The organism is Rhodococcus gordoniae, from assembly GCF_001646655.1.
In the GTDB taxonomy this organism is placed as follows: Bacteria; Actinomycetota; Actinomycetes; order Mycobacteriales; family Mycobacteriaceae; genus Rhodococcus; species Rhodococcus gordoniae.
On sequence record NZ_LPZN01000024.1, the window covers coordinates 16,046 to 35,752 of the forward strand.

The following is a 19,707-nucleotide window of genomic DNA, read 5'->3' on the forward strand; positions in this document are numbered from 1 at the left end:
GACCCGGACAGTCCAGGCGATGACGGCCTCGGACCTGCGGGCTTGGGCTGCGGAGAACAACCTGATGACGCGCACCCAGTGGCCGAAGATCAAGCGCGAGCTCTACAAGCAGTTCGATGTGGACTACGACGCCCTGCGAGAACGCGAGCAGCGTGAACGGGCCGAAAAGCTGGCCGCGGCCGCAACATCGGCTCCGGTGGTGTCCTTGGCCTCGGCCGGCGACGAACGTGGCTCGTTCGCCGTCGTCGGCGATGCCGACACCAGCGATGTCGCCTGGTACGGATCGTTCCACAAGGACGATCGGATCTTCCGGCCCGGCGATCAGGACTCGGCGGATGAAGCCAGCGCCGGTAAAGCCGTGTTCCTCGCTGCGAAAGTCCGCGACCACCTCGAGGTCGAGGCGGTTCGGTTGCGTCTGCGGGTGAGCAGTGAACGCATCGACGGGGTAAAACTGGCCGATCTCGCGGCAAAAAAGCAGGTCATCCTCGATCTCGAGGTGACGCCGACCGGGAATCCGGCCGAGCAGTGGTGCCTCGAACCGGGCTACGGCGAATGGCGGGCGATCCGCCTGTCGGATCTGGTGGTGGCCGAATGATCCGCCGACTGGCACTGATCGGTGTCCTCGCCGGAGCCCTAACGGTGGCCGGATGCAGCTCCGAGACCGACCAGGACCAGAGCACTACGAACTCGTCGGCACAGCCGTCGTCGACGGAGGCATGGCCTCCCACCGTACCGGCTGCACCCACCGAGCAGTCCACCCCCGCTCCGGCGGCACCGAGTGTGGACACCTCCGATCCGGGCGAGCTCGGCCGCACGGTCGTCGAGACCTGGTTCTCCTATGACACCCGTACCGACACCAATCGCAACGACGCGCCTGTGCGGGCCGCCGATCTGGGCGTGCTGACCGGCGAACTCGACGCGCAGGTCCGCGCCGATGTCCAGATCCCGGTCAAGGCCAGCGGTGAGTGGGCACAGTGGGCGTCGCAGGGCGCGACGGTCACCGCCGTGGCGGTGGAGGTCCCCAACCAGGGACAGGCCAATACCGCGACGAAGTATCACGGCATGTACGAGGTGACCAGCACGGTCACCGATTCCAGCGGCACCGAGATCGGCACAGACGTGCAGTACGTCGCCGTGGTGCTGACCGACAACGGCGACGGATGGCGCGTTTCGTCCGTCACCACCCTGTGAGGTGAGCGTGATGGCTGACATCGCTGACTACAACCACGAACCGACCATCGACCCGCGTCGGCTGCGGCTACGCCCGAACCGTCCCGCTGTCGAACCCGAACCGGCCCCGGCTCCTGAGCCTGTAACCGAGGACATCGCCGATCCGTACGGGGTCGGAGTAGATGCTCTCGCGGCCGTCGACGAGCCGATCGCGCCGACAGCAATGCCGTCCACCGGGCACGGCGCACTGTTCGACGAGGCCGCCTCACCGGCACTTTCCCAGCCTGCTCAGTGGGGTTGGCGGGGTCGGATCAATGCAGCTCTGGGAACGAAACTGGCCCCGAAGGCGGCCTCGGCAGAGACCGGCCACCGGGCGGCGGTCGAAGCGATCCAGCGAACGCTGCCGGGTTCGGGCACGGTCGCTGTGGTCAACACCAAGGGCGGAGCCGGCAAAACTCCGACGTCGATTGCGCTGGCAGCGATGCTCGGTAAGCATCGCGGCCGCGGGGTCGTGGCGGTGGATATGAGCGAGGCCGGCGGCACCCTCGGCATTCGCGCAGCGCGCACCGCACCCATCGAACGCACGGTGTGGGATGTCCTCGACAACGCATCGCGGCTGATGTCGGCCGACGTCGAGGCGGGGGAGCTGGCGGCGTATCTGCGGCTCCAGCCCACCCACGACGAGATCCTGGCCGGGGACACCGATTCTTCCTACGACGACATGCTCGGCGAGGACGAGTGCGCGGCGTTGGGCGCGGTGCTTCGTCGCCATCGCGACCTGTTGATTATCGACACAGCCACCACTCCGCAGGCCGGGGCATGGCAGTGGGCGGTGCGCCACGCCGACGTGCTGGTGGTGCCGCTGCCGATGCGCCGGGACATGGCGCAGCACGCCTACGCGATGCTCGACGGCCTCCGTAAGCGGGGGTTCGAGCATCTGGTGCGCTCTGCGATCGTGCTGCTGTGCGCGACGCCGGGGTCCGATCCGAACCTCGAAACTGCGATTGTCGACGAGTTCGACTCTCTCGGTGTGCAGACCTACGTTCGGGTCCCGTTCGAGCCGGTCTTCGCCACCGGTGAGCGGATCACGCTCGAGGCGTTGTCGCAGAGTTCGATCATCGCGTGGACGAATGTCGCGGCGATGGTGACCGATGCGCTGGCCGAGGCCATCGTCGAGCGGCAGGCCGGACTCCGGCAGCAGGGGGTACCGGCTCCGGTGGTCGCCCCGGAACCGGCTCCGCCGACGTTCGCGGCGGACGTTCCGGGCGTCGTAGCGCCCCAGCCGGCCCGGGCTCCCGAGTCGGTTCCCGCAGCTGAGCCGCCCCCGGCCCCGGTAGTGGAACCCGCTGCCGTTCCTGCTGTCCGGGTGCCTGAGACGGACCCGGCCAGGGACCTGCCCCTGGACTACCGGCCCACCGCCGAGACGGCGGAAGCGGCCCCCGAACCGGATGCCTCGAGCGAATCCGCTGCTGAGGTGCACCAACCGCCGGCCCCGGCCCGACGGCCGCAACCACCGAAGCCGTCGAGCTTCGATCCCTACGCCTGACCTTCTGTGTGAAAGGACCCCTGTGATGTCTCGCAATACCTCGATGCGGTCGCTACCTCGTAGCGTGGCCCGTGCTGCGTCCCTTCTGTCGGCCACGATCGGCACGGTGTTGCTCACCGCCGGTACCGCCTCGGCTCAGACCGACAATCCACTCGACGGAATCTCCCCTGATCTGGGGGTGTTCGGTCCTACGTTCCAGAGCACCTGGTCGCGGATTGCGGGCGGTATCTGGGGTGCGGTCCTGGCGGTATCCGCAGTCAACCTGATCATTTCGCTCTACAAGATCCGTAAGGCTCGCGCCGGGGGCTACCAGAGCGAACTGAGCGATTCGATGGATTCGGCCAAGACCGCTGGTGTGGCGTTCGGTTGCGTGGCCGGAGCCGGGATCATCGTCGGCGCCATCTTGTTCGTCGTCAACGGCTGATAGCCGATCTACCAGCACTGTTAGGAGAATCAGATGGCACCCGATTTCAGCTCGATCAAGCCGGGCTCCCAGCAATCGCCCTCGGCAACAGCAGCACCGACGCCGACATCCTCGGCGAAGACGGCAGAGACCAAAGGATGGAAGGCGGCGTTCGGCAGACTGCCCACATGGTTCAAGTACGGCCTGGTGATCCTGCTCGTGGTGACGATCCTCGGGAGCATTCTCGCGGGGTTGAGCGGCGGTAGCTCGGAGTCCGACACGGTGCGGACCGGGCACGGTCCCAACTCGATCACCAACGGTGTTCCGCATGGCTACGACCACACCGAGGCCGGAGCACAGACCGCGGCCGCCAACTTCGTGCAGGCAGTGAGCCAGATCGCCCTCGGCCGGGTGACCGCCGCCGACCTGAAAAACAACCTTGTCGGGGACGGCGCCAGCGATGCTTTGATTGCCATTGTCGAGGACAACGTCTCACACTCCGAAGACACCGTGATGAACAACATCCCGGTCCTGGTCAACGTCACGGACTACTCGGATGACCGTGCGGTGGTGTCGGTGTGGGCAGTCTCGGCGAGCCAGAGCGATCTGAGCGGCACGGGCAAGATCAGCGTCCTCACGGTTTGGTCCACGACCACGGTGACCTTGGAGTGGGAGAACGGGGATTGGAAGGCCGTCGATTGGGCGTTCCGGTCCGGACCCGAGCCCGAAGAGGTCTCGTTCCCCGAAGGGGACTCCACTCTCGCCAAATTCGGCGCGAACGGCCTCTACACCTTCTTCGTGGAGTAATCATGCGACCCCTTGTCCGTACTTTTCTTGCGGTGCTGCTGGCAGTGCTTGCGTTGGCCTCAAGTGCGATTCCCGCGTGGGCGCAGCCGCTCAGTGGCGCTGCCGAAGGGTGGCCTGCTGGGATGCCAGACGAGCTCAAGGAGTTCTTTCCCGGTCACCCGGAGTTCGAGGCGGCCGGGTGGTCGACCGATCCGGCGTGTGCGGACAAGGGTGGCGACTTCGGGCAGTACCTCGCGCAGTATCTCCGCTTCGACCAGCAAATTCTCTACTGGGCGTCCCCGGTGACGCAGCGCATCGCGCAGTACGCCGAGCTGATGGGCGTCTCGGAGGATGAAGCGAAGCAAGCGGTGCTCGATGGCAAGGCTCCGACCACCTGGCCGGCATCCTTCCCCGGTGGCGACCCGGAGTTCTCGCCCTCGGCCAAGGTGTGCGCTGCGGATCTGGCGAAGTGGTCCGAGCCTGGCGGGAACCACTGGGGATTTACCTGGGCGGCAGCACCCGACGCCGGTTCGATCGCAGTGATGAAGCAACAGAAGTGGGTCGACAACCTGCCGGACGACATCTTTGAGAATCCGTGCAGCGACCACGAGATGCTGTGCAACAGGGCCTATTTCCTCGACTGTGACAAGACTTCAGGGCCGGATGAACTCGTACAGTGCCGCGCCTGGAACACGCGGGTGGGGGCGATGTTCGGCGGCATCTGGAACTGGAAAGAGCAGAACAAGGACTTCGCTGACCGGTTCCTCGATCTCGCCAGAGTCGGTGGTGTGGTCCTCAAGGCCGCCACGCCGCTTCAGATCCAGCTCGGCGTCGGCCTCGGTATGGCGGCCGTCGACAAGGCCGGTGACGTGGTCGCGTTCATCGCTGATCCGGGCAGCGTGATCGACGACTGGGCCAACAGCACCAAGGAAAGCGCGGTATCGCTGACCACCTCGGTCCTTGAGGGCTTGGCGAACATCCACGAGTTCAACCCGCGGGATGAAGGTTTCCTGCGGTGGTACGCGGTCAGTTGCGGAATCGGGGTGTTCGTCATGTCGATCACCGCACTGTTCACGATCTACCGAACCTCCGCACAGAAATCGACACGAATGGAACTGGTGCACAGCCTGATCGGCTACGCCCCGTTAGGTGTGCTGTCGATGATGTTCGCCCCGGCCGCCGCCGAAATGCTGGTCCAGCTCTCGCACGCGCTGACCACCTCCCTGTCCGGACTGCTCAAGCAGGACTTGGAGCAGGCGGTGGTGTCCGTATCGGCAATGCTCGGAGGCATCACGAGCGACACCGTCGTCGGTGGCTCTCTGACCGGAATCGTGTTCTTCGGGTTGTTGTTCCTCGGGTCGCTGGCGTTGTTCTTCGGCATGTTGATGCACGCCGCTGCCTTGCCGATCCTCGCCGGCCTGACCGGTGTCGCGTTCGGATTGTGGGTGCATCCGAACCTGCGGAAGAAGGCGATGCGCCCGATCTTCGTATTCATCTCGATCGTGTTTTCCAAGCCGGTGATCTTCCTCGGTCTGGGGTTCTTAGCCACGGTGCTGATCGACAGCAGCGCCGGGGCTTACGTCGACGGTGACCTCGCATCGCTTGGCGCCTTGGCGATGTCGGCGGTGTGCATCGGACTGGTCGGCCTCGCTCCGTGGTCGCTGCTCAAGTACGCCCCGTTCATGCCGTCCAGTGAAGATTCGGAAGGCTTCGGCGATACCGGATCGGCGACCGGACAAGGGCTGGGCGGCACTTTGCAGACCGCGCAGATGGCAATGATGGCCCGCGGCGGTGGTGGCGGGGGTGAGGTCGCTGCGGCCCGCTCCGCAGGGGCGGCACACGCCCATCCTGTCGGCGGCGGGAGCGTTGGTGGGGGAGTGGCCTCCACCTCGAACGGGTCGACGTCCCATAGTTCCGCCGGGTCGACCTCCCACCAGCACTCGGGTGTTACCGCAGGTCATAGCGGTGGGGGGCATGGTGGGGCGAGCACTCGCAAGCTCATGGGAGCAGCCAAGGGCATCTCCGGCACGGTCGCATCGGCCGGGGTGGGAGCGGCTGTCGTGGCCGGGACCGTGGGCGGCGCAGCGCTGAACAAGGCAGCCCAGGCGGCACAGAACGCTCCTGAACGAGCCGACAACATGGGAGATCAGTGATGAGTGACAGTGAGCAGCGCACCTCGATCCTCGGCTCGGAAATCGCTCGCCGAGGACTGATCCCCGTTCCCGAACCGGTGCTGTTCGCCTATGCAGCGGCGCTGATGGTCTCGATGTTCCTGTTCGTCTTCTTCGGATCGACGATCTGGACACTGGCCGGTGTCCTTGCGGTGGTGGGCGGCACGCTGTGGGCGACGACCGACATCAACGGTCGCCGGTCTTGGGCGGGGGAGAAACTGCACCGGATCCGGGATCGGCGGCGGCGAAAGCACGGTGAACACGTCTACCGGGCACCCGGTGATGAGTTGTACGGGGTGCTCGGAGCCGATCCGGGCTGGGAGTTCCCGGTGCCGCTCGGAGATGTCGCTCCGCTGGATCTGACCGATACAGGTCTCGATGACATGTTCATCCTCGAGCACCGGACGCCTGGTGACAACAACTACTACTCGGTGGTGCTGTCGATTCAAGGGCTCGCCGAAGGACTCCGCGGTGCAGAGGAATGGGCAGTGACCTCGCAGGCGTTCTCGCGCACGCTGGCCTCGTTCGCGCGCCGATCCTCACTGCTTCGAGGGCTGGAGATGGTGCACCGCTCGGTGCCGGCCGATCTGACTCCCCACGTGGCGTGGATGGAATCGGTGGTGCGCGCGAATCCTCATGCACACCGGGTGATGCCCGCGGTCGAGTCCTACGGCCAGCTCATCGACGGTCTGGCCCCGGAGTCGGAAGAGCATCGTTGCTACGCCACGCTGATCTTCCCGAAGTCGATCGAACTGCTGTCGGCGGCCGGAGCGGTCGCCAAGCGTAAGGGCGTAGAGACGAAGGCCGGTATCGGCCAGGTCATCGTCGAGGAGACCATGCGGGCGGTCGGCGCGCTGACCTCAGCTCGTCTCGGACAGGTGCAGGTGCTCGGCCAACAGCGTGCCTGTGCGGTGTTCCGCTCGATGCTCGATCCGTCCTACGCACTCGACGCCCACCGTGGCGCAAACTGGGGCAACTGCTGGCCGTCGTATGTCGGCGGAGACCTATCGACACGGGTGTCCGACCGATGGGATACCCGCGTCGGGTTGATCCGGCCCGGTTCGATCGAACCGATCCCGCTGCACGCTGAATGGCTCTCGCCGCTGTTGACCGGCGTCGACCCGGACCCCGGCGATCCTGTTGAGGGGCTTCCGGCCCAGCCAACAATCCGCACGGTGAAGGTGCGGATGGATTTCGTCGATGCAGTCAAAGCGCGCCAGGTGGCACGCAAGGACGCGACCGAGGATGCAGCACGCCAGTACAAGGAGCGAAAGAAGGGCCAGGTCACCGACGGTGCATCGGAGGTCATGGCGTCGGCATCACTGCGTCGCCGCGAAGACCTCAAGCCGGGATCGGGACACCACGGGGTGATCTGGTCGATGGCAGTGTCGGTCACCGCACCGGATGAGGATGCGGTGATGCGAGCGTGTGCGCGGCTCGAGCAGGCCGCCGACCAAGCCGCCATCAAAGAGTTCACCTGGTTCGACGACAGCCACGATGTCGCGCAATTCCTCACTCTGCCGCTCGGCCGCGGACTCGCGGCCACCAAGTACACCCGGGCCAAGGGGGTCTGATGCCGTCACTACGCAGCCGCAAAAAGGACGCTGCGCCTGCGCCGACCGCTCCGGAGGTAGATCAGGCGGACACGCCGGTGGTTCCTCGTCGGCGTCCACCGAAGCGCAACAAGTGGCTCGACCGGTGGGGCTGGTACGAGCCACGCCCGGAAGGGGTGTGGTCGACGACTCGCCAGGCCGAAGCACTGAATCTGGCGACCACCCGCAAAAACGTGCGGCACGAAGGACTCGTGTCGGGGCGGAACCTGATGTCGAATGCGCTGGTCATCACCGATCCGTTCGCGTTGTACGGAAGTGAGATCGAGAACATCAACGTCGCGGTGGTCGGTGATATCGGCAAGGCGAAGTCCTCACTGATCAAGACCACCCTGGGACTGCGGCAGATCGCGGCCGGCCGTCAGGTCGTGGTGATCGACAAGAAGCGTCAGGGTGATCGCGGTGGTGAGTACACCGAGCTCGCCAAGTCGCTGGGGGTGCCGTCGATCAGGTTCAAGACCGGCGGGGACGGTGCGCGGTTGAACATCATGGACCCGGCGATTTCGTCGTCGGTGACCACTTCTGGTGGCATCGTGCCGGCCGGTCAAGAAGTGCTGATTGCCGCGGTACTCGAGGACACCATGCAGCGGACGTTGGTGCAGACGGAGATCGCGGCGCTGAACCTGGCGCTGAGACTGGTCAACGAACGTGCCCGCAGCGAGGGCACCGAGCCGATCCTGCGTGATGTCGCCGATCTGCTGCTATCCACGCCGGAGGAAGCGACAGTCACCTTCGGCGAGGTGTGGGAGAAGGAAGCGTGCCGGTGGGGTCGTGATCCGGGCCTGGCGCTGCGGCAGCTCTGCGAAGGAGATCTGCGCGGGTTGGTCGATCAGCCGACCTCGACCGATGTCCGTCATGCGCTCGACCATCCGCTCGTGCACTTCGACGTCTCCGAACTGCCCAACAAAGGACCGGCGCTGCGGGTGGTGATGACGGTCATCAATACGTGGCTGTCGAATGTTCTCGCCGCTCGTGCATCCGAGCACAAGCAGACCATTCTCATCGTCGAGGAAGGCTGGCACATCGCGGAAGGCTCGACCGGGCGGGTTTTCCGGGACAACATGAAGCTCTCTCGCGGCCTCGGCCTGTCCACGGTCTCAGCGTTCCATCACATCGCCGATCTACCTGCGGATTCTCCGGCCAGGGCGTTGATGCAGGAAGCCGGGATCGTGTTCCTGTACGGACAGGATCGGGTGGACGATGCCGAGCAGACGGTTCGCATGTACCACCTGCCCGAATACTGCGTCGATCTGCTGATGTCGATGCACAAGGGGCAGTGTCTCGTGGTGATGGGCAAGTCCGATCCGGTGCTGATGAAGCACGAGCGGTCCCCGCTCGAGATCACCCTCACCGACACCGATGAGGTCATTCGGGGTGAGGCGAGCACGCTGGTCGGGCAGACCCGGCTCCCGGACACTCTCGATGCCGAGGAATTGGCCGAGCTGGTGGGGGCGGTGCAGTGAACGAGCGGGGTCAACAGCGGCCGACACAGCCGGTGATCCCGGTCGGCACCGGCCTGGTGGTCGTGGTGATCGGCGCGGTCCTGTGGACGGTGTACGCCGGGGGCGCGGTTGCCGGCCTGGTGACCGGGGCGGGTCCGGTGTTCCCGGAAGGGCTGTACGGCACGTTGTCGGTGTTGCGGGCGTTGGTGCTCACGCCGGGCGATCCGACGGTGGGCTGGCCCGAGGACTCGCGGCCGGGCTCGGCGGTCGCGGTGTGGGTGTGCCTGATCGCAGCGATGCTGGTCTATATCGCCGTCGTCCTCGTGATCGACGGGAAGGTTTCGGCACGTCAGCGCGCTAAGCGCACGCGCCAGGAAGGGTTTGCGGACCGGGCGGAGCTGCGGCGGCGCGGCCTCGATCGCAGGAGCGCGGTGAAAGCCGCGAAGACGAATCGGGCGAGCTTGGGTGATACTCCGGCCCGCAAGATCGACGCGCATCAGGTGGCGACCCGGATCGGCACGCTCTACGACGAGCATGGCAAAGATGCCGAGGTGTTCGTCCAGTACCGGGACGGCACGCTGGTCGAGGGTCCGACCGGTTCGGGCAAGAGCTGGCGGTTGGCTTGGCAGCGGATCGTCGAGTCGGTCGGGTTCGTGCTGGCCACGACCACCAAACCTGATCTGCTGTGGTCGACGGTGGGGCAACGGTTGGCCTCCGGCCCGGTCGAGGTGTTCGACCCCGAGGGCATCACGCGGTGGCCGACGCCGATGCGGTGGTCTCTGCTGGCCAGCTGCGATGACCCGGATACGGCGATCCGGCGTGCCGATGCGCTGGTGCAGGCTGTTCCCCTCGGCGATACCAAGAACAGTGGGTACTTCTCGACGAACGCAGCGAAGTACCTGCGGTGCTGTCTGTATGCGGCAGCGGTGTCCGGTGGGGACGTGACCACCTTCTATCGCTGGGCGATGCAGCGGCAGGTGCCGAAGGTCAAGGAGATTCTGGACCGGGACCTGCCGACGTGGAGCGTGGAGTATTCGCAGCTCGGCGGCTCGGGATCGGATTCGGTCGACGATGTGATGTCGACGGTCTCGACGCTGCTCGATCCCCTCGCCTCACCGAAGTTGATGGCGGCAGTCAACGTCACCGCCGACGAGTCGGTGAACCTCGCGCAGCTCATCCGCGACGGCGGGACGCTGTATCTGATCTCCGAAGGCTCCTACGGCTCAAGTGCACCGATCGTCACGGCGTTGGCGGCGGAGGCGTATTACCTGGCCAAAGAAATTTCGCGGGAGTACCCAGAGGAGAGAATCGATCCTCCGGTGCGGTTCGTTCTCGATGAGGTCAACAATGTCGCGCCCATCCCGGATCTGCCCGACAAGGTATCCGACAGCGCCGGGCGAGGAATCTCGATCTGGGCGTTCTGCCACGGTCAGGAGCAGAACATCCGGCGATGGGGTCCGAGCGCGGGGAAGATGTTCACGACGAACTCGCCGGTGCGAATCATCCTGCCCGGCCTCGGTGATGTGAACGAGCTCGAGCAGATCTCCCGATTGACCGGTGAGCGCGAAGAGTGGTGGTCTCCGACGCAGGCTCCTCGGCAGACGAAGGTGATGACCGCCCCGGAGATTCGCGGAATGCCTGCTGACCAGGCATTGATGATCTACCGGGGTGCGGCTCCGGCGCGGGTCCATCTACCGCTGGTGTGGGACATTCCGCACTGGAAGAAACGGGTGCTCGACTCTCAAGAGGTCTACAACTGGGTCTGCGAGACGGGGGAGCTGCCCGATTGGGCTTGGTCCCGCACGGGCGGGGAAGTGGTGCTCGGATGAGCGGGTACACGCCGGGCCGGTTGTCGTGGCGGCATCTCGACCAGGAACAAGCCCAACAGTTGTGGGACGAGTTGATCGACTGGGTGGAGTGGTTTCGCGGCTGCTATCGGCTCACCGATCGGATCAAGGGCTGCTGGTATCGGCACCCGAAGATGGTCGAGGAACTGACGGCGGCGATGTCGGCGCACAAGGTCGCCTACGAACAGCTCGGCGACGGTCAGGTGCATTCGTGGTCGCCGGGAAGCTGGCACTACCAGGTCTATCAACCGCTTCTGCAACGGCTGGCGGTCAACTCCGACGAGTTCGGCGACTGTATCGACGGGCGCTGCGAACCGCCGACCGTGCAGGTCACGCTGCTCGAGGGGGCACGGGAGTGGATCGCGGCGGACATCGCGGCGCGGCCGACCCCGATCGCGGCGGCGGTCGCTGCGACCGGATCGTTCTCGGACTCGGGCAACGGGGTGAAGCCGGTGGTGATCGATGCTGCGCGGATGGTCGATCTGATCGACTCGGGAGATGCCGAACCGGTTGAGGCTGACGATGAGTTCGGGCCGGTCTCGTATGACGGTCACGTTTGGGAGTGGTCCGACGATACAGAGGGGTACGTACGGACCTAGTGACTGCCGAGGACATCGGAACCGGACTCACCACCCGGCCTGTCCTCGGTGTGGTGGTCGGCCGCGAAGAGTGCCCGCCCAGGCGTCGTGGCCGACCATTCCGCACGGACGCGACCTCGAACTGGGGTTTCCCGCTCAGATCGAAGTCGTGTCCGTTGTGTGTTCGGTCTATCCGGTTGGCCCTCGCGGGAGGAGTGGAACGCCCCCTGAGTGGCACCCAGGAAAATTTCAATTAGGCCCCGTGCTGTCCAAGGGGTGTATAAATTTTTGCGTAAGAGTGATACCCTTTCTGTAGAACAAGAGGGCGGATGCTCCCAGCTAGTGCTGGAAACATCCGCCTCGAACAACTAGATAATGACCAGTTGCTCAAACATCTTGTCCAGAGTCCAACGGGTTAGTACGCCGGCAAGCATGCGCCCGAGGACACCCCAGATGCGCTTACGCGCAGCGACAGATGTCATCTGATCTCCTTTCTTCAGTTGAGAGTAGCTGGCGCAGAAAAGCCGACTCCGGTATTACCGGGGTCGGCTAGACGCGTTAGCCGTGAGAATCATATCACACCGCTCCAACTGGGCTTTTCCGGAGACGCGAGCCCGTTTCCGGCCCCACGCATTCCCCTCCGCCCCCAGTCAGATCCGCCTCGTCCGGTGTTCAATCCCGGCGACCGCAGACCGAGGTTCCGGGGTGTCAACCGCATTCCGCTCTGGTCGCGTCCGCTCCTTGTGCAGTTGGAGACGCTGACGTTCGACGTTGGTCCAGTCGAGTGCGGCCCGGCGATCTTTGGGCCGGCCTCCGACGAGAGTGTCCTCGTCGGTGATGTGGTGCGTACTTCGGTAAGCAGCCGCGTCCGCGACGGTGGCACGCCACAGAGCAGCGTGTTCGGGATCGTCGGGGCAGGCGTCGAGGCTCGCGTATGCCCAGATCGGTGCGGTGTCGTCGGTGAGCTGATCGCGGAAGTCGCGGTGGAGCTCGGCGATGGCCTGGTAGTCCTCGCGGATCGTGGCGGCGAGTTCGGGGTCGATGGTGTCGGCGTCGGACACGGGCGCGACGACCCATTCGGGTGCGTCGGGGTTCGTGAGGTCGCGTCCGTCGGCGGCGAGGCGGTCGAGTTCGGCGAGGAGCACGGTCGCTGGGGCGGTGGCTCCGGTCCGCTCTGCCAGATCGGCCACGACCTCCTCAATGCTCGCTCCGCTGAGGCGGTGGAGATGTTCGATGCGTCCGGCGATGGCCTGGGCGCGTTCGTCGTCGGTCTGCAACGCGAGCGTGGGCAGGTGCTCGGCGATGGTCTCTTCGTGCTCGGTGAGCCATGCGGTGTTGCGGCGGGCGATCAGCTCGGTCAGGGGCTTGGCCATGTCGGAGCGCAGCGCGGCCGCGGTGGTGTCGACGCCGTTTGCGGCAAGGCGTTCGTGGTGCCAGGTGAGCAGGTTGATCGGGTCTACGCCGGCTTGGGCGGCGCGGTGGAGCTGGCGGGCGAGCAGTCGTGCGGAGGATTCTTCGGCGATGCGGGCACCGAGTTCTTCTCCGAGTGCAGCGGTGGCGAGGGTGCGAACTCTCTGTGTTTCGAGCAGTGCGGAGGTGTCGCGGTAGCGGCGGATGACCTCGCCGATGCCGGTGTCTGCGGCCGCGGCGCGGTCGGTGGTCTCGGTGTAGCGGCGGGCGCATTCGACCGCGAAGTCGTGCATGTCCGTGTCGGTGTGGAGCGGGTCTCGGATCGGTAGCGGCGGCAATGTCGGGTGTTCGGTGAACTGGCCGACGATGGCGCGGGTGCGGTGGGCGAGGACCGCTCCGATGTCTTTCGCTCCGGCGAGGGGGCCTTCGGCGAGGGCGTGTCCGAGGAGCGTGCGGGTGCTGTGGCCGTGGTCGTGGGCATCGGCGAGGACCTGGCGAAGCTGCGCCCATCCTTCGGTGCCTTCGATTGTGGCGGCGATGTGTTCGGGCAGGGTGCGGCGCATCTCGGTCTCGAGTGCGTCGTCGCGGAGGCGGCGTTGGGCGGCCAGATATGCCTCGCGCAGCCGCTCCGGGTCGGTGGCGTGGGCGGCTTGTTCGGCGAGTTCTTCGGTGGCGGTGCGGTGGCCGTTGTCGGTGGCGACGACGGTTTCGAGGATCATCCGGCCGGTGGAGACGTTCTTGTCTTCGAGGTGCGGACGCTCGGTGTCGAGGTTGACGGGCACGTCGACCGGGACGTAGATCCGGTTGTCGGTGCGGGCGCGGGTGACGGCCACATACAGCCCGGAGCGGTCCATGTCGGGGGTGATGATGGCGTGGGCGGTGTCGACGGTGACGCCCTGGGCGCGGTGCACGGTGGAGGCGTAGCCGAGTTGCACGTGGGTGCTGATGTAGTCGGCCGGCAGGGTGATGACGCCGCCGTGTTCGAGGTGCCGGACGGTCAGTGCGCCGCGTTCGGAGACGACATCGAGCACTTCCCACAGGTCGCCGTTTCGCACGAACGCTCCGGCTTTCTTTCCGCCGGAGGGGTTCAGATCGCGGCGGTTGCTGCGGGTGAGCACGATGTCGCCGCGGCCTGCGGTGAGTTCGTCGGCGAGGGCGACGGTGGTGGATTCGTCGCTGGTTCCGTCGTGGCGGCGTACGGCCTGGACTTGGATGTTCGCTGCCGTGACGTCCTCGCGGGTGGGCAGCATGACGATGGATTCTTTACCGTCGGCGAGGTCGTGGAGGTAGTTCTCGACGGCCTGGCCGATCATTTCTTCGCGCGTTCCTTCGCGCACGAGGTCGCGTTCGTAGATCAGGTCCAGGCCGGTGGAGTCACCGGATCGCAGCAGCATCGAGTTTTCGGCTTGAGCGGTGTCGTTGCCGAATCGGACCACGGTGTCGAGTTCGGGAGCGTCGGTGTTCTGCGCCAGATAGCGCAGAATTCCGCCGGTTTCCACAGCGTCGAGCTGGGCCGGGTCACCGAGCAGGCGGACGACTGCGCCACGTTCCTTGGCGATCTCGACGACGGCGGCGAGGTCGAGGGTGGAGGCAAGGGATGCTTCGTCGACGAGCAGCATCGTGCCCGGTGCGATGTCGATGCCGGCCGGAAGTGTGCCGGGGCGACTGCCGACGAGACCACGCCAGGGGTAGGTCAGGGAGGCCAGGGTCAGGCCGGTGACGCCGACTTCTTCGCCGAGTGTTTCGGCGGCGACTGCGGAGGGTGCGAGGGCTATGACGCCCCGGCCTTCGTTTTGCCATGCCTGCACGACGACTTTCATGCTGGTGGTCTTGCCGGTTCCTGCGGGTCCGACACCGACGGCCAGCAGTGCCCCGGATTGCAGGAAGTGCTCGGTCAAGGTGCGCTGGCCGGCGTTGAGGTTGCGCCCGGTTTCGGCGCGCATCGTCTCGTACACCTCGTAGATCGAGGCGGTTCGAGCGGTGAAGACGGTGGGTTCGCTGGTGGCCGATGCCAGCATCGTTTCGGCGTCGAGGATGCGCTGGGAGCTGTGTTTGTGGCTGCCGTGGTGGGACAGAACGAAATCGCCGTTACGTCGGCGCAGACGCCTCGGGATCGCGGGCAGCTCGACGCGTGGGGTGGTGACCGACAACTCCACGACCCGGCTGGTGAGTCGATCGACTGCCGTCCGGTAGGTGTCGAGGTCGGGGAACGTCTCACCGCCGAGGTGGGCCTGGACTGCGGAGACGATGTGTGGCAGTTGCCAGCGCGAGCGCTTGGATTCGAGCTTGGTGATCACGGCTCGGGCGTCGTCGTCGAGGCTGCGGCGCTGTGGCCTCGGGGCGTGATCGGCGGCGAAGGCGTCGCGGACGAGCTGGTCGACAGCCTCGTTGCCGCCGAGGATTTCGGCGGCCTTCTCGCGCCATTCTGCGCGCATCTCGGCGAGTGATTTCGCGTCGGCCTTGCCTTCGCGGGTGTCGAGGGTTGCTTGTTGATAAAGCTGATACATCGTCTTGGCGTCGGGCATCCGCTGGTACTTGGCGCGGTACTCGGCCACGAGTTCGTCGCGGCGGGCCTCGATCACGCTGCGGCGGGAGCTGAACATCTCGAGCATGTCGCGGGGAATGACGGCCAGTTCGACGACGGGTTGCTTGCCCTGATCGATCTCGCGGTGGGTCAGCTCGAGGCCGAGTTCGGTGCTCAGGCGCTGCATCACTTCGGCGTTGAATCGCTGCGAGGCGGCGACGGCAAAGCGGAACATGGTCGATCCGTCGACGGCTCGCCACTTGCCGTCTTCGGCGGCCTGGGTCTTGATCGACACGACGGCGTGGGTGTGCAGATTGGGGTCCCCGCAGCGGGAATCGAAGTGCTTGTAGAGGGTCGCGACGAAACCGTTGGTGTCGATCTGTTCCTCGCCGTTGCGGCCGACGCGAGTGAAGCAGGCGTTCTCTTCGAGCCACCGGAGGGTGTCTTTCACCGTGGCATCGACGATGCGCTCGATCTCGATACGCGTCTCGTTCGGTGCCAGTGCCCACAGGCTCGACACGCTCTTGGGCGGTGTGAAAACCAGGTCGTGGCCGGCTACCGGGTGTCGGACTTTGCCCTTCTCGTGGGCAATCCAGTTCCGCAATTCGGCCTCGTTCGCGACTGGCCGGCCGTGCTTGTCCTGGAACATACCTCCGGCGATGCGGTCGAGGATCGCAGCGGTTTCCTCCGGACTCGGGGCGTGCCCGTGGGTATCGGTGTACTCGGCGATTTCGGCCGCGTGTCGGTCGAACAGCTCGACGTTGTTCTTGAAGGTCGGGAACTTTCGCCCGAGTCGAGCGAGCCGGATTGCGTCCTCGGAGGGGACGCCTCGATCGATGAGTTCGGCGATCATGGCATCGGCATTCGGATGGAGACCTTCGCCGAACAATGCCTTCATTTGCGCCTCGGTGACGACATCTCCGACCGAGATCCGGTCGGCGTTCGCGACGTGGATGTCGTCGAGAAGGTCGTTCAAACCGTCGACGCCGGAGCCGAACCATTCGCCGGGCGGTGTGCCGTGTGCGGTGTAGTAGTCGGTCAGTTCTGCTCCACGTTCACGCTCGCGGTCGGCTGTGGCGACCTGACGTGTCAGGTACTCGTAGCCGTCCGCTGCGTGCAGGACGTGGAGGGTCATCACGGGCTCGATCTTAGCGGTACGAACACGCAGGTTGGGAGCGAGAATCCCGAATGGCAGTAAAACTGCAAGAGGTGTGTCCCCTTTCTTCTGTTGGTGGTGCCCGGATACGGTGCGATATGGATCGGTGTAGCCGGCGGTCGAAGACCGCTCCGGCGAAGGAACGGGTTTGGTCGGGCTGCTGGTTTAGACTCGGCGTGAGTTGTTGTAGAAGGGAAGGGTGTCGCAGTGAGTGGTTCGGGGGATGCGGTGCACAACGAGACCAAGGTGATCTCGGCACGCAGTCAGGCACGGTCGAAGCTGTCGGAACGGCGCGCTGAATTGCTCAAGCGGATCAGCGACAACCAGCGCGACCTCGAGCGCGCGTTGGCGTCGCTGGAGAAGGTGGACAAGGCCGCTGTTCGTCGTGATGCGGCGATCGCCAAGGCGAACAAAGAGTTCGAAAAGAAGAAGGCTGCGGCCGAACTCGCGGCGGGCAGGTCGCTGGCGCAGGTTGCTGGACGTGGCGAGACCGCGACCTCGATCTCCGAACTCGTCGATCTGGACGTGGCGATGGTGCGCCGGTTGGTGAAGCTGGCCGAAGAGAACAACGACTCGACGCCTCCCGCACAAGGATCGAGCGAGGGCGGCAGTGAGGCGAAGGAACCGACGCCCGACGTGCCTGTAGCTGCTTCCGGCTCCTGATCGGGCAGCAAGCACCGGCGCGAGGTCAGAGACGGAGCCACTGTGCGGTGGGAGCCAGGAGACGAGATCGAACGGACTCGCTTCTTCCAACGCGTGGTGTACGGACCGGACTTGGATTCCTGTCACCTCTGGGTCGGGGCACTCGGTGACGACGGCTACGGACGGTTCTGGATAGCTCGAGACGGTCATCAGATCGTGGTCCGACCGCACCGTTACGCGCTCGCTGTGGAGCTGGAACGTGGCCTCGACGACAACAAAGTGGCGATGCACCGGCGTTGTGACAACCCGCTGTGCGTCAACACGGGCGACGGTGATGCCTTCGCTGCCCATGTGGTGCTCGCGTCGACCGCTGAGAACATGGCGGACATGGGGCGTAAGGGTCGCGGCTGGGGCCGGTGGTTGTGGTTCGGCGCCGACCGTGCCGAACGTGCTCGACGCTCACGAGCGGTGGGCGAGGCGGTCTTGCGATATGGCTGGGATCAGCACGCGATCGAGACAGCCCTGTACGACGGGGCGCAAGGAACGCTGTGGTAGTTGGCAGGCGATCGTCTTCTGATGTGTCGAGGCGGTTGGTTCAGCCACGGTGGATATTCGATGATGAGAGTCGACCGTTGCACGCAAGTCGGGGCGGTTTCGGAGACGTTAGGGGTTCTCATGCAGCGCAGTGAAGCGGAAGCGGCCTTGCTCGATGCCGTCCTCGAGGTGATGCCGATTTCGGATCTGGCCCTCGATGCGGCGGTCGCCGGCATACCGGTGCTGGACGTACCCCGCACTCGCAGCATCGACATCTGCTTCTCGGATAAGCCGGACATTCTCTGACGGCTCGCCTGAATCGCACCGTGACGATGCCACGGTCGGCGCACTGCGGTTGGGTGTCGTCCCGGCGCGGTGGCGCGGATCCGTGCGCGAGCTGCGGGAGAAGCCGGGCGAAGGGGCTCGATGTCCTGAGCTCGGCCCTGCGCGCTGCGGAAGGTGCGGGCGGGTTCGTTGGTGAGTTGGAGATAGGGCGAGGCCCCGCACCGGTCGGTGCGGGGCCTCGTGGTGTGTTTGTCAGTCCTCGGGGGTGAATCCGAATTCGGGGAGGACGTTTCGACCGGCCTTGAGGACTTCTTGCACTCCCTTGGCGTGCAGGCCGTGGTCAACGACTTGGCGGATGAGAAGCGCGAGCTTGGGGATCTGGGTCTCGTGGGCTACTCCGTTCTCGATGGCGTCGAGGGCGACGGCGGCGCGGACTCCGTAGCCGTGTGCGTAGGCGACGGCGGCGAGGACGGACAGGATCGTAAAGCGGGCGTAGCCGGAGGTCTTGCGGGCGGCGTCGGTCAGGATGGCGACGGCGGCGACGTTGCGGGAGAAGTACAGGGCCACGTCGCGGGCGCGGGGGTTGTCGGTGAGGGTGATCGCGACAGCGACGGCTTCGGGATAGGTCAGCTCGCGGGGTGCTTCGATCGCGTCGCGCAGCGTCTCTAGGTTCGCGGCGTCGGTGATCTCGGGAGCCTGGGCGCGGGCCTGGCGTGCGTCCCACTGGCGCTCGAACAACACTCCGAGGTCTTCGGCGGGTGCGAGTTCGGCGGCGAGCGCGTCGCGGCTGGGGGCAATGGGTGCGCGGCCGTCAATGACTCCGAGGACAGCAACGGTGCTCGCGAGGATGTCGCCGAGTTCGCCGGATTCGGCGCTGGGGAAGTTGAAGAAGGTCTCACCGGCGGTGTACTCGGGCAGGACGGCGGCGATGGGCACGGCCAGACCGAGCGTGTAGGCGTGGCGGGTGGCGGCGAGAAGGGTCTCCTCTGCGGTGTCGCCGTTGGGGTGGATGCTGACGAGCGCGGCGATGGTGGCGTTGAAGTCGGCGGACTCGGCGGCGGCCATGAGCTTGTCGAGAGCGACAACGGCGGTGGCGTTGTCGTGGTCGAGGCGGGCGAAGGGGCCGGTCGTTCCCTGGGGATCGAACAGGGCGATGACGAGGGATTCGTTCGGGACCATGCCGAGGAAGGCGGGGATGCCTTCGATGAACTGGGCGGTGTTCAGGCGGGTAACGGGGCTGTTCTCGTTGCTGTTCATGACTCTAGTTTATATCTGTTTTGATGCTTTTTCGATGTTTTGTTGGTGCTTTTTCGGTGCTTTTCAGGTGATGCCGGTCACACGCTTTTAGGCTCTGACCTGCGGTTTTGCGGGTGTATCGGGGTGGTTCGGTGACGGTGGTGGAGCGGGTACCTCGGTCGGTCGGTGCGGCCCTGGTGAACCGGGCGCGGTGACTGCCGGGCAAGGGCGGGTTTTCCCTTGCTCGGTGGTCGGCGGGTCCGGTAGGGCCGTGGTGTGGCGACCGGGCGCGGTGCACGCGGAGCAGCGGGAACCTTGGGAGGGAGGGACAGGGGTCCGGGGGCGGAGCCCCCGGGGATCGGTAGAG

The 19,707-nt window shown here is 65.6% G+C and carries 16 protein-coding genes; 13 read left to right on the top strand and 3 right to left on the bottom strand.

Annotated elements, in window-relative coordinates; genetic code table 11:
• The first annotated feature begins 19 nt into the window (after window positions 1–19).
• From A8G18_RS11840 to A8G18_RS11855, 4 genes are read left to right on the top strand one after another with little or no spacing between them, the layout of a single operon-like run.
• Complete coding sequence (locus tag A8G18_RS11840) at window positions 20–595, top strand: hypothetical protein (RefSeq protein WP_229581187.1); 576 nt, start codon at window positions 20–22, stop codon at window positions 593–595.
• Complete coding sequence (locus A8G18_RS11845; protein WP_064064032.1) at window positions 592–1,191, top strand: RAD23 family protein; 600 nt, start codon at window positions 592–594, stop codon at window positions 1,189–1,191. The genes A8G18_RS11840 and A8G18_RS11845 overlap by 4 nt, the downstream gene beginning before the upstream one ends.
• Before the next feature lie 10 nt (window positions 1,192–1,201).
• The gene (locus tag A8G18_RS11850; protein WP_064064046.1) at window positions 1,202–2,716 is read left to right on the top strand and encodes an AAA family ATPase; all 1,515 of its coding nucleotides are present in this window, start codon (window positions 1,202–1,204) and stop codon (window positions 2,714–2,716) included.
• A gap of 25 nt (window positions 2,717–2,741) precedes the next feature.
• A complete protein-coding gene (locus tag A8G18_RS11855) occupies window positions 2,742–3,140 on the top strand; it encodes a hypothetical protein (protein ID WP_226949904.1) in 399 nt (132 codons plus the stop codon).
• Window positions 3,141–3,169: 29 nt separating this feature from the next.
• On the opposite strand, the gene A8G18_RS23395 is transcribed toward A8G18_RS11855, so the two are convergent.
• Complete coding sequence (locus A8G18_RS23395; protein WP_245207857.1) at window positions 3,170–3,307, bottom strand: hypothetical protein; 138 nt, start codon at window positions 3,305–3,307, stop codon at window positions 3,170–3,172.
• 19 nt (window positions 3,308–3,326) lie between these two features.
• Between A8G18_RS23395 and A8G18_RS11860 the strand changes: the two genes are divergently transcribed.
• From A8G18_RS11860 to A8G18_RS11885, 6 genes are all read left to right on the top strand, one after another.
• Window positions 3,327–3,926 (top strand): DUF8175 domain-containg protein, encoded by a 600-nt coding sequence (locus A8G18_RS11860; RefSeq protein WP_245207858.1) that lies wholly within the window; start codon window positions 3,327–3,329, stop codon window positions 3,924–3,926.
• A 122-nt stretch (window positions 3,927–4,048) separates the two neighbouring features.
• Window positions 4,049–6,058: a hypothetical protein gene (locus A8G18_RS11865; RefSeq protein ID WP_245207859.1), complete on the top strand. Its 2,010-nt coding sequence runs from the start codon at window positions 4,049–4,051 to the stop codon at window positions 6,056–6,058.
• Complete coding sequence (locus tag A8G18_RS11870) at window positions 6,058–7,650, top strand: hypothetical protein (protein ID WP_064064035.1); 1,593 nt, start codon at window positions 6,058–6,060, stop codon at window positions 7,648–7,650. Before A8G18_RS11865 ends, A8G18_RS11870 begins: the two co-directional genes overlap by 1 nt.
• Window positions 7,651–7,727: 77 nt before the next feature.
• Entirely contained in the window at window positions 7,728–9,149 is a 1,422-nt protein-coding gene (locus tag A8G18_RS11875) for an ATP/GTP-binding protein (RefSeq protein WP_245207860.1), read from the top strand.
• Complete coding sequence (locus A8G18_RS11880) at window positions 9,146–10,957, top strand: type IV secretory system conjugative DNA transfer family protein (protein ID WP_064064037.1); 1,812 nt, start codon at window positions 9,146–9,148, stop codon at window positions 10,955–10,957. The genes A8G18_RS11875 and A8G18_RS11880 overlap by 4 nt, the downstream gene beginning before the upstream one ends.
• Entirely contained in the window at window positions 10,954–11,574 is a 621-nt protein-coding gene (locus tag A8G18_RS11885; protein ID WP_064064038.1) for a hypothetical protein, read from the top strand. Before A8G18_RS11880 ends, A8G18_RS11885 begins: the two co-directional genes overlap by 4 nt.
• Window positions 11,575–12,203: 629 nt before the next feature.
• Here A8G18_RS11885 and mobF read toward each other — a convergent pair.
• Window positions 12,204–16,622, bottom strand: coding sequence for a MobF family relaxase (gene mobF / locus A8G18_RS11890; protein ID WP_064064039.1), 4,419 nt, complete (start codon window positions 16,620–16,622; stop codon window positions 12,204–12,206).
• Between the two features lie 249 nt (window positions 16,623–16,871).
• Here mobF and A8G18_RS11895 point away from each other — a divergent pair, with 249 nt between their 5' ends.
• The 3 genes from A8G18_RS11895 (at window position 16,872) to A8G18_RS11905 (ending at window position 18,125) form a co-directional block, all read left to right on the top strand.
• Window positions 16,872–17,306, top strand: a complete 435-nt coding sequence (locus A8G18_RS11895; RefSeq protein ID WP_064064040.1) for a hypothetical protein — start codon at window positions 16,872–16,874, stop codon at window positions 17,304–17,306.
• A gap of 225 nt (window positions 17,307–17,531) precedes the next feature.
• Window positions 17,532–17,840, top strand: coding sequence for a hypothetical protein (locus A8G18_RS11900; RefSeq protein ID WP_245207861.1), 309 nt, complete (start codon window positions 17,532–17,534; stop codon window positions 17,838–17,840).
• A gap of 60 nt (window positions 17,841–17,900) precedes the next feature.
• On the top strand, window positions 17,901–18,125 hold the full coding sequence (locus A8G18_RS11905) for a hypothetical protein (RefSeq protein WP_147290729.1): 225 nt from the start codon (window positions 17,901–17,903) through the stop codon (window positions 18,123–18,125).
• 231 nt (window positions 18,126–18,356) lie between these two features.
• Here A8G18_RS11905 and A8G18_RS11910 read toward each other — a convergent pair whose 3' ends face one another.
• The gene (locus tag A8G18_RS11910; RefSeq protein WP_064064043.1) at window positions 18,357–19,361 is read right to left on the bottom strand and encodes a DUF4192 domain-containing protein; all 1,005 of its coding nucleotides are present in this window, start codon (window positions 19,359–19,361) and stop codon (window positions 18,357–18,359) included.
• Window positions 19,362–19,707 lie beyond the last annotated feature (346 nt).

Coding starts and splice junctions, on each gene's coding strand:
- A8G18_RS11840 (WP_229581187.1), top strand. CDS start 20: ATGACGGCCTCGGACCTGCGGGCTTGGGCTGCGGAGAACAACCTGATG.
- A8G18_RS11845 (WP_064064032.1), top strand. CDS start 592: ATGATCCGCCGACTGGCACTGATCGGTGTCCTCGCCGGAGCCCTAACG.
- A8G18_RS11850 (WP_064064046.1), top strand. CDS start 1,202: ATGGCTGACATCGCTGACTACAACCACGAACCGACCATCGACCCGCGT.
- A8G18_RS11855 (WP_226949904.1), top strand. CDS start 2,742: ATGTCTCGCAATACCTCGATGCGGTCGCTACCTCGTAGCGTGGCCCGT.
- A8G18_RS11865 (WP_245207859.1), top strand. CDS start 4,049: ATGCCAGACGAGCTCAAGGAGTTCTTTCCCGGTCACCCGGAGTTCGAG.
- A8G18_RS11870 (WP_064064035.1), top strand. CDS start 6,058: ATGAGTGACAGTGAGCAGCGCACCTCGATCCTCGGCTCGGAAATCGCT.
- A8G18_RS11885 (WP_064064038.1), top strand. CDS start 10,954: ATGAGCGGGTACACGCCGGGCCGGTTGTCGTGGCGGCATCTCGACCAG.
- mobF (WP_064064039.1), bottom strand. CDS start 16,622: ATGACCCTCCACGTCCTGCACGCAGCGGACGGCTACGAGTACCTGACA.
- A8G18_RS11905 (WP_147290729.1), top strand. CDS start 17,901: ATGATGAGAGTCGACCGTTGCACGCAAGTCGGGGCGGTTTCGGAGACG.
- A8G18_RS11910 (WP_064064043.1), bottom strand. CDS start 19,361: ATGAACAGCAACGAGAACAGCCCCGTTACCCGCCTGAACACCGCCCAG.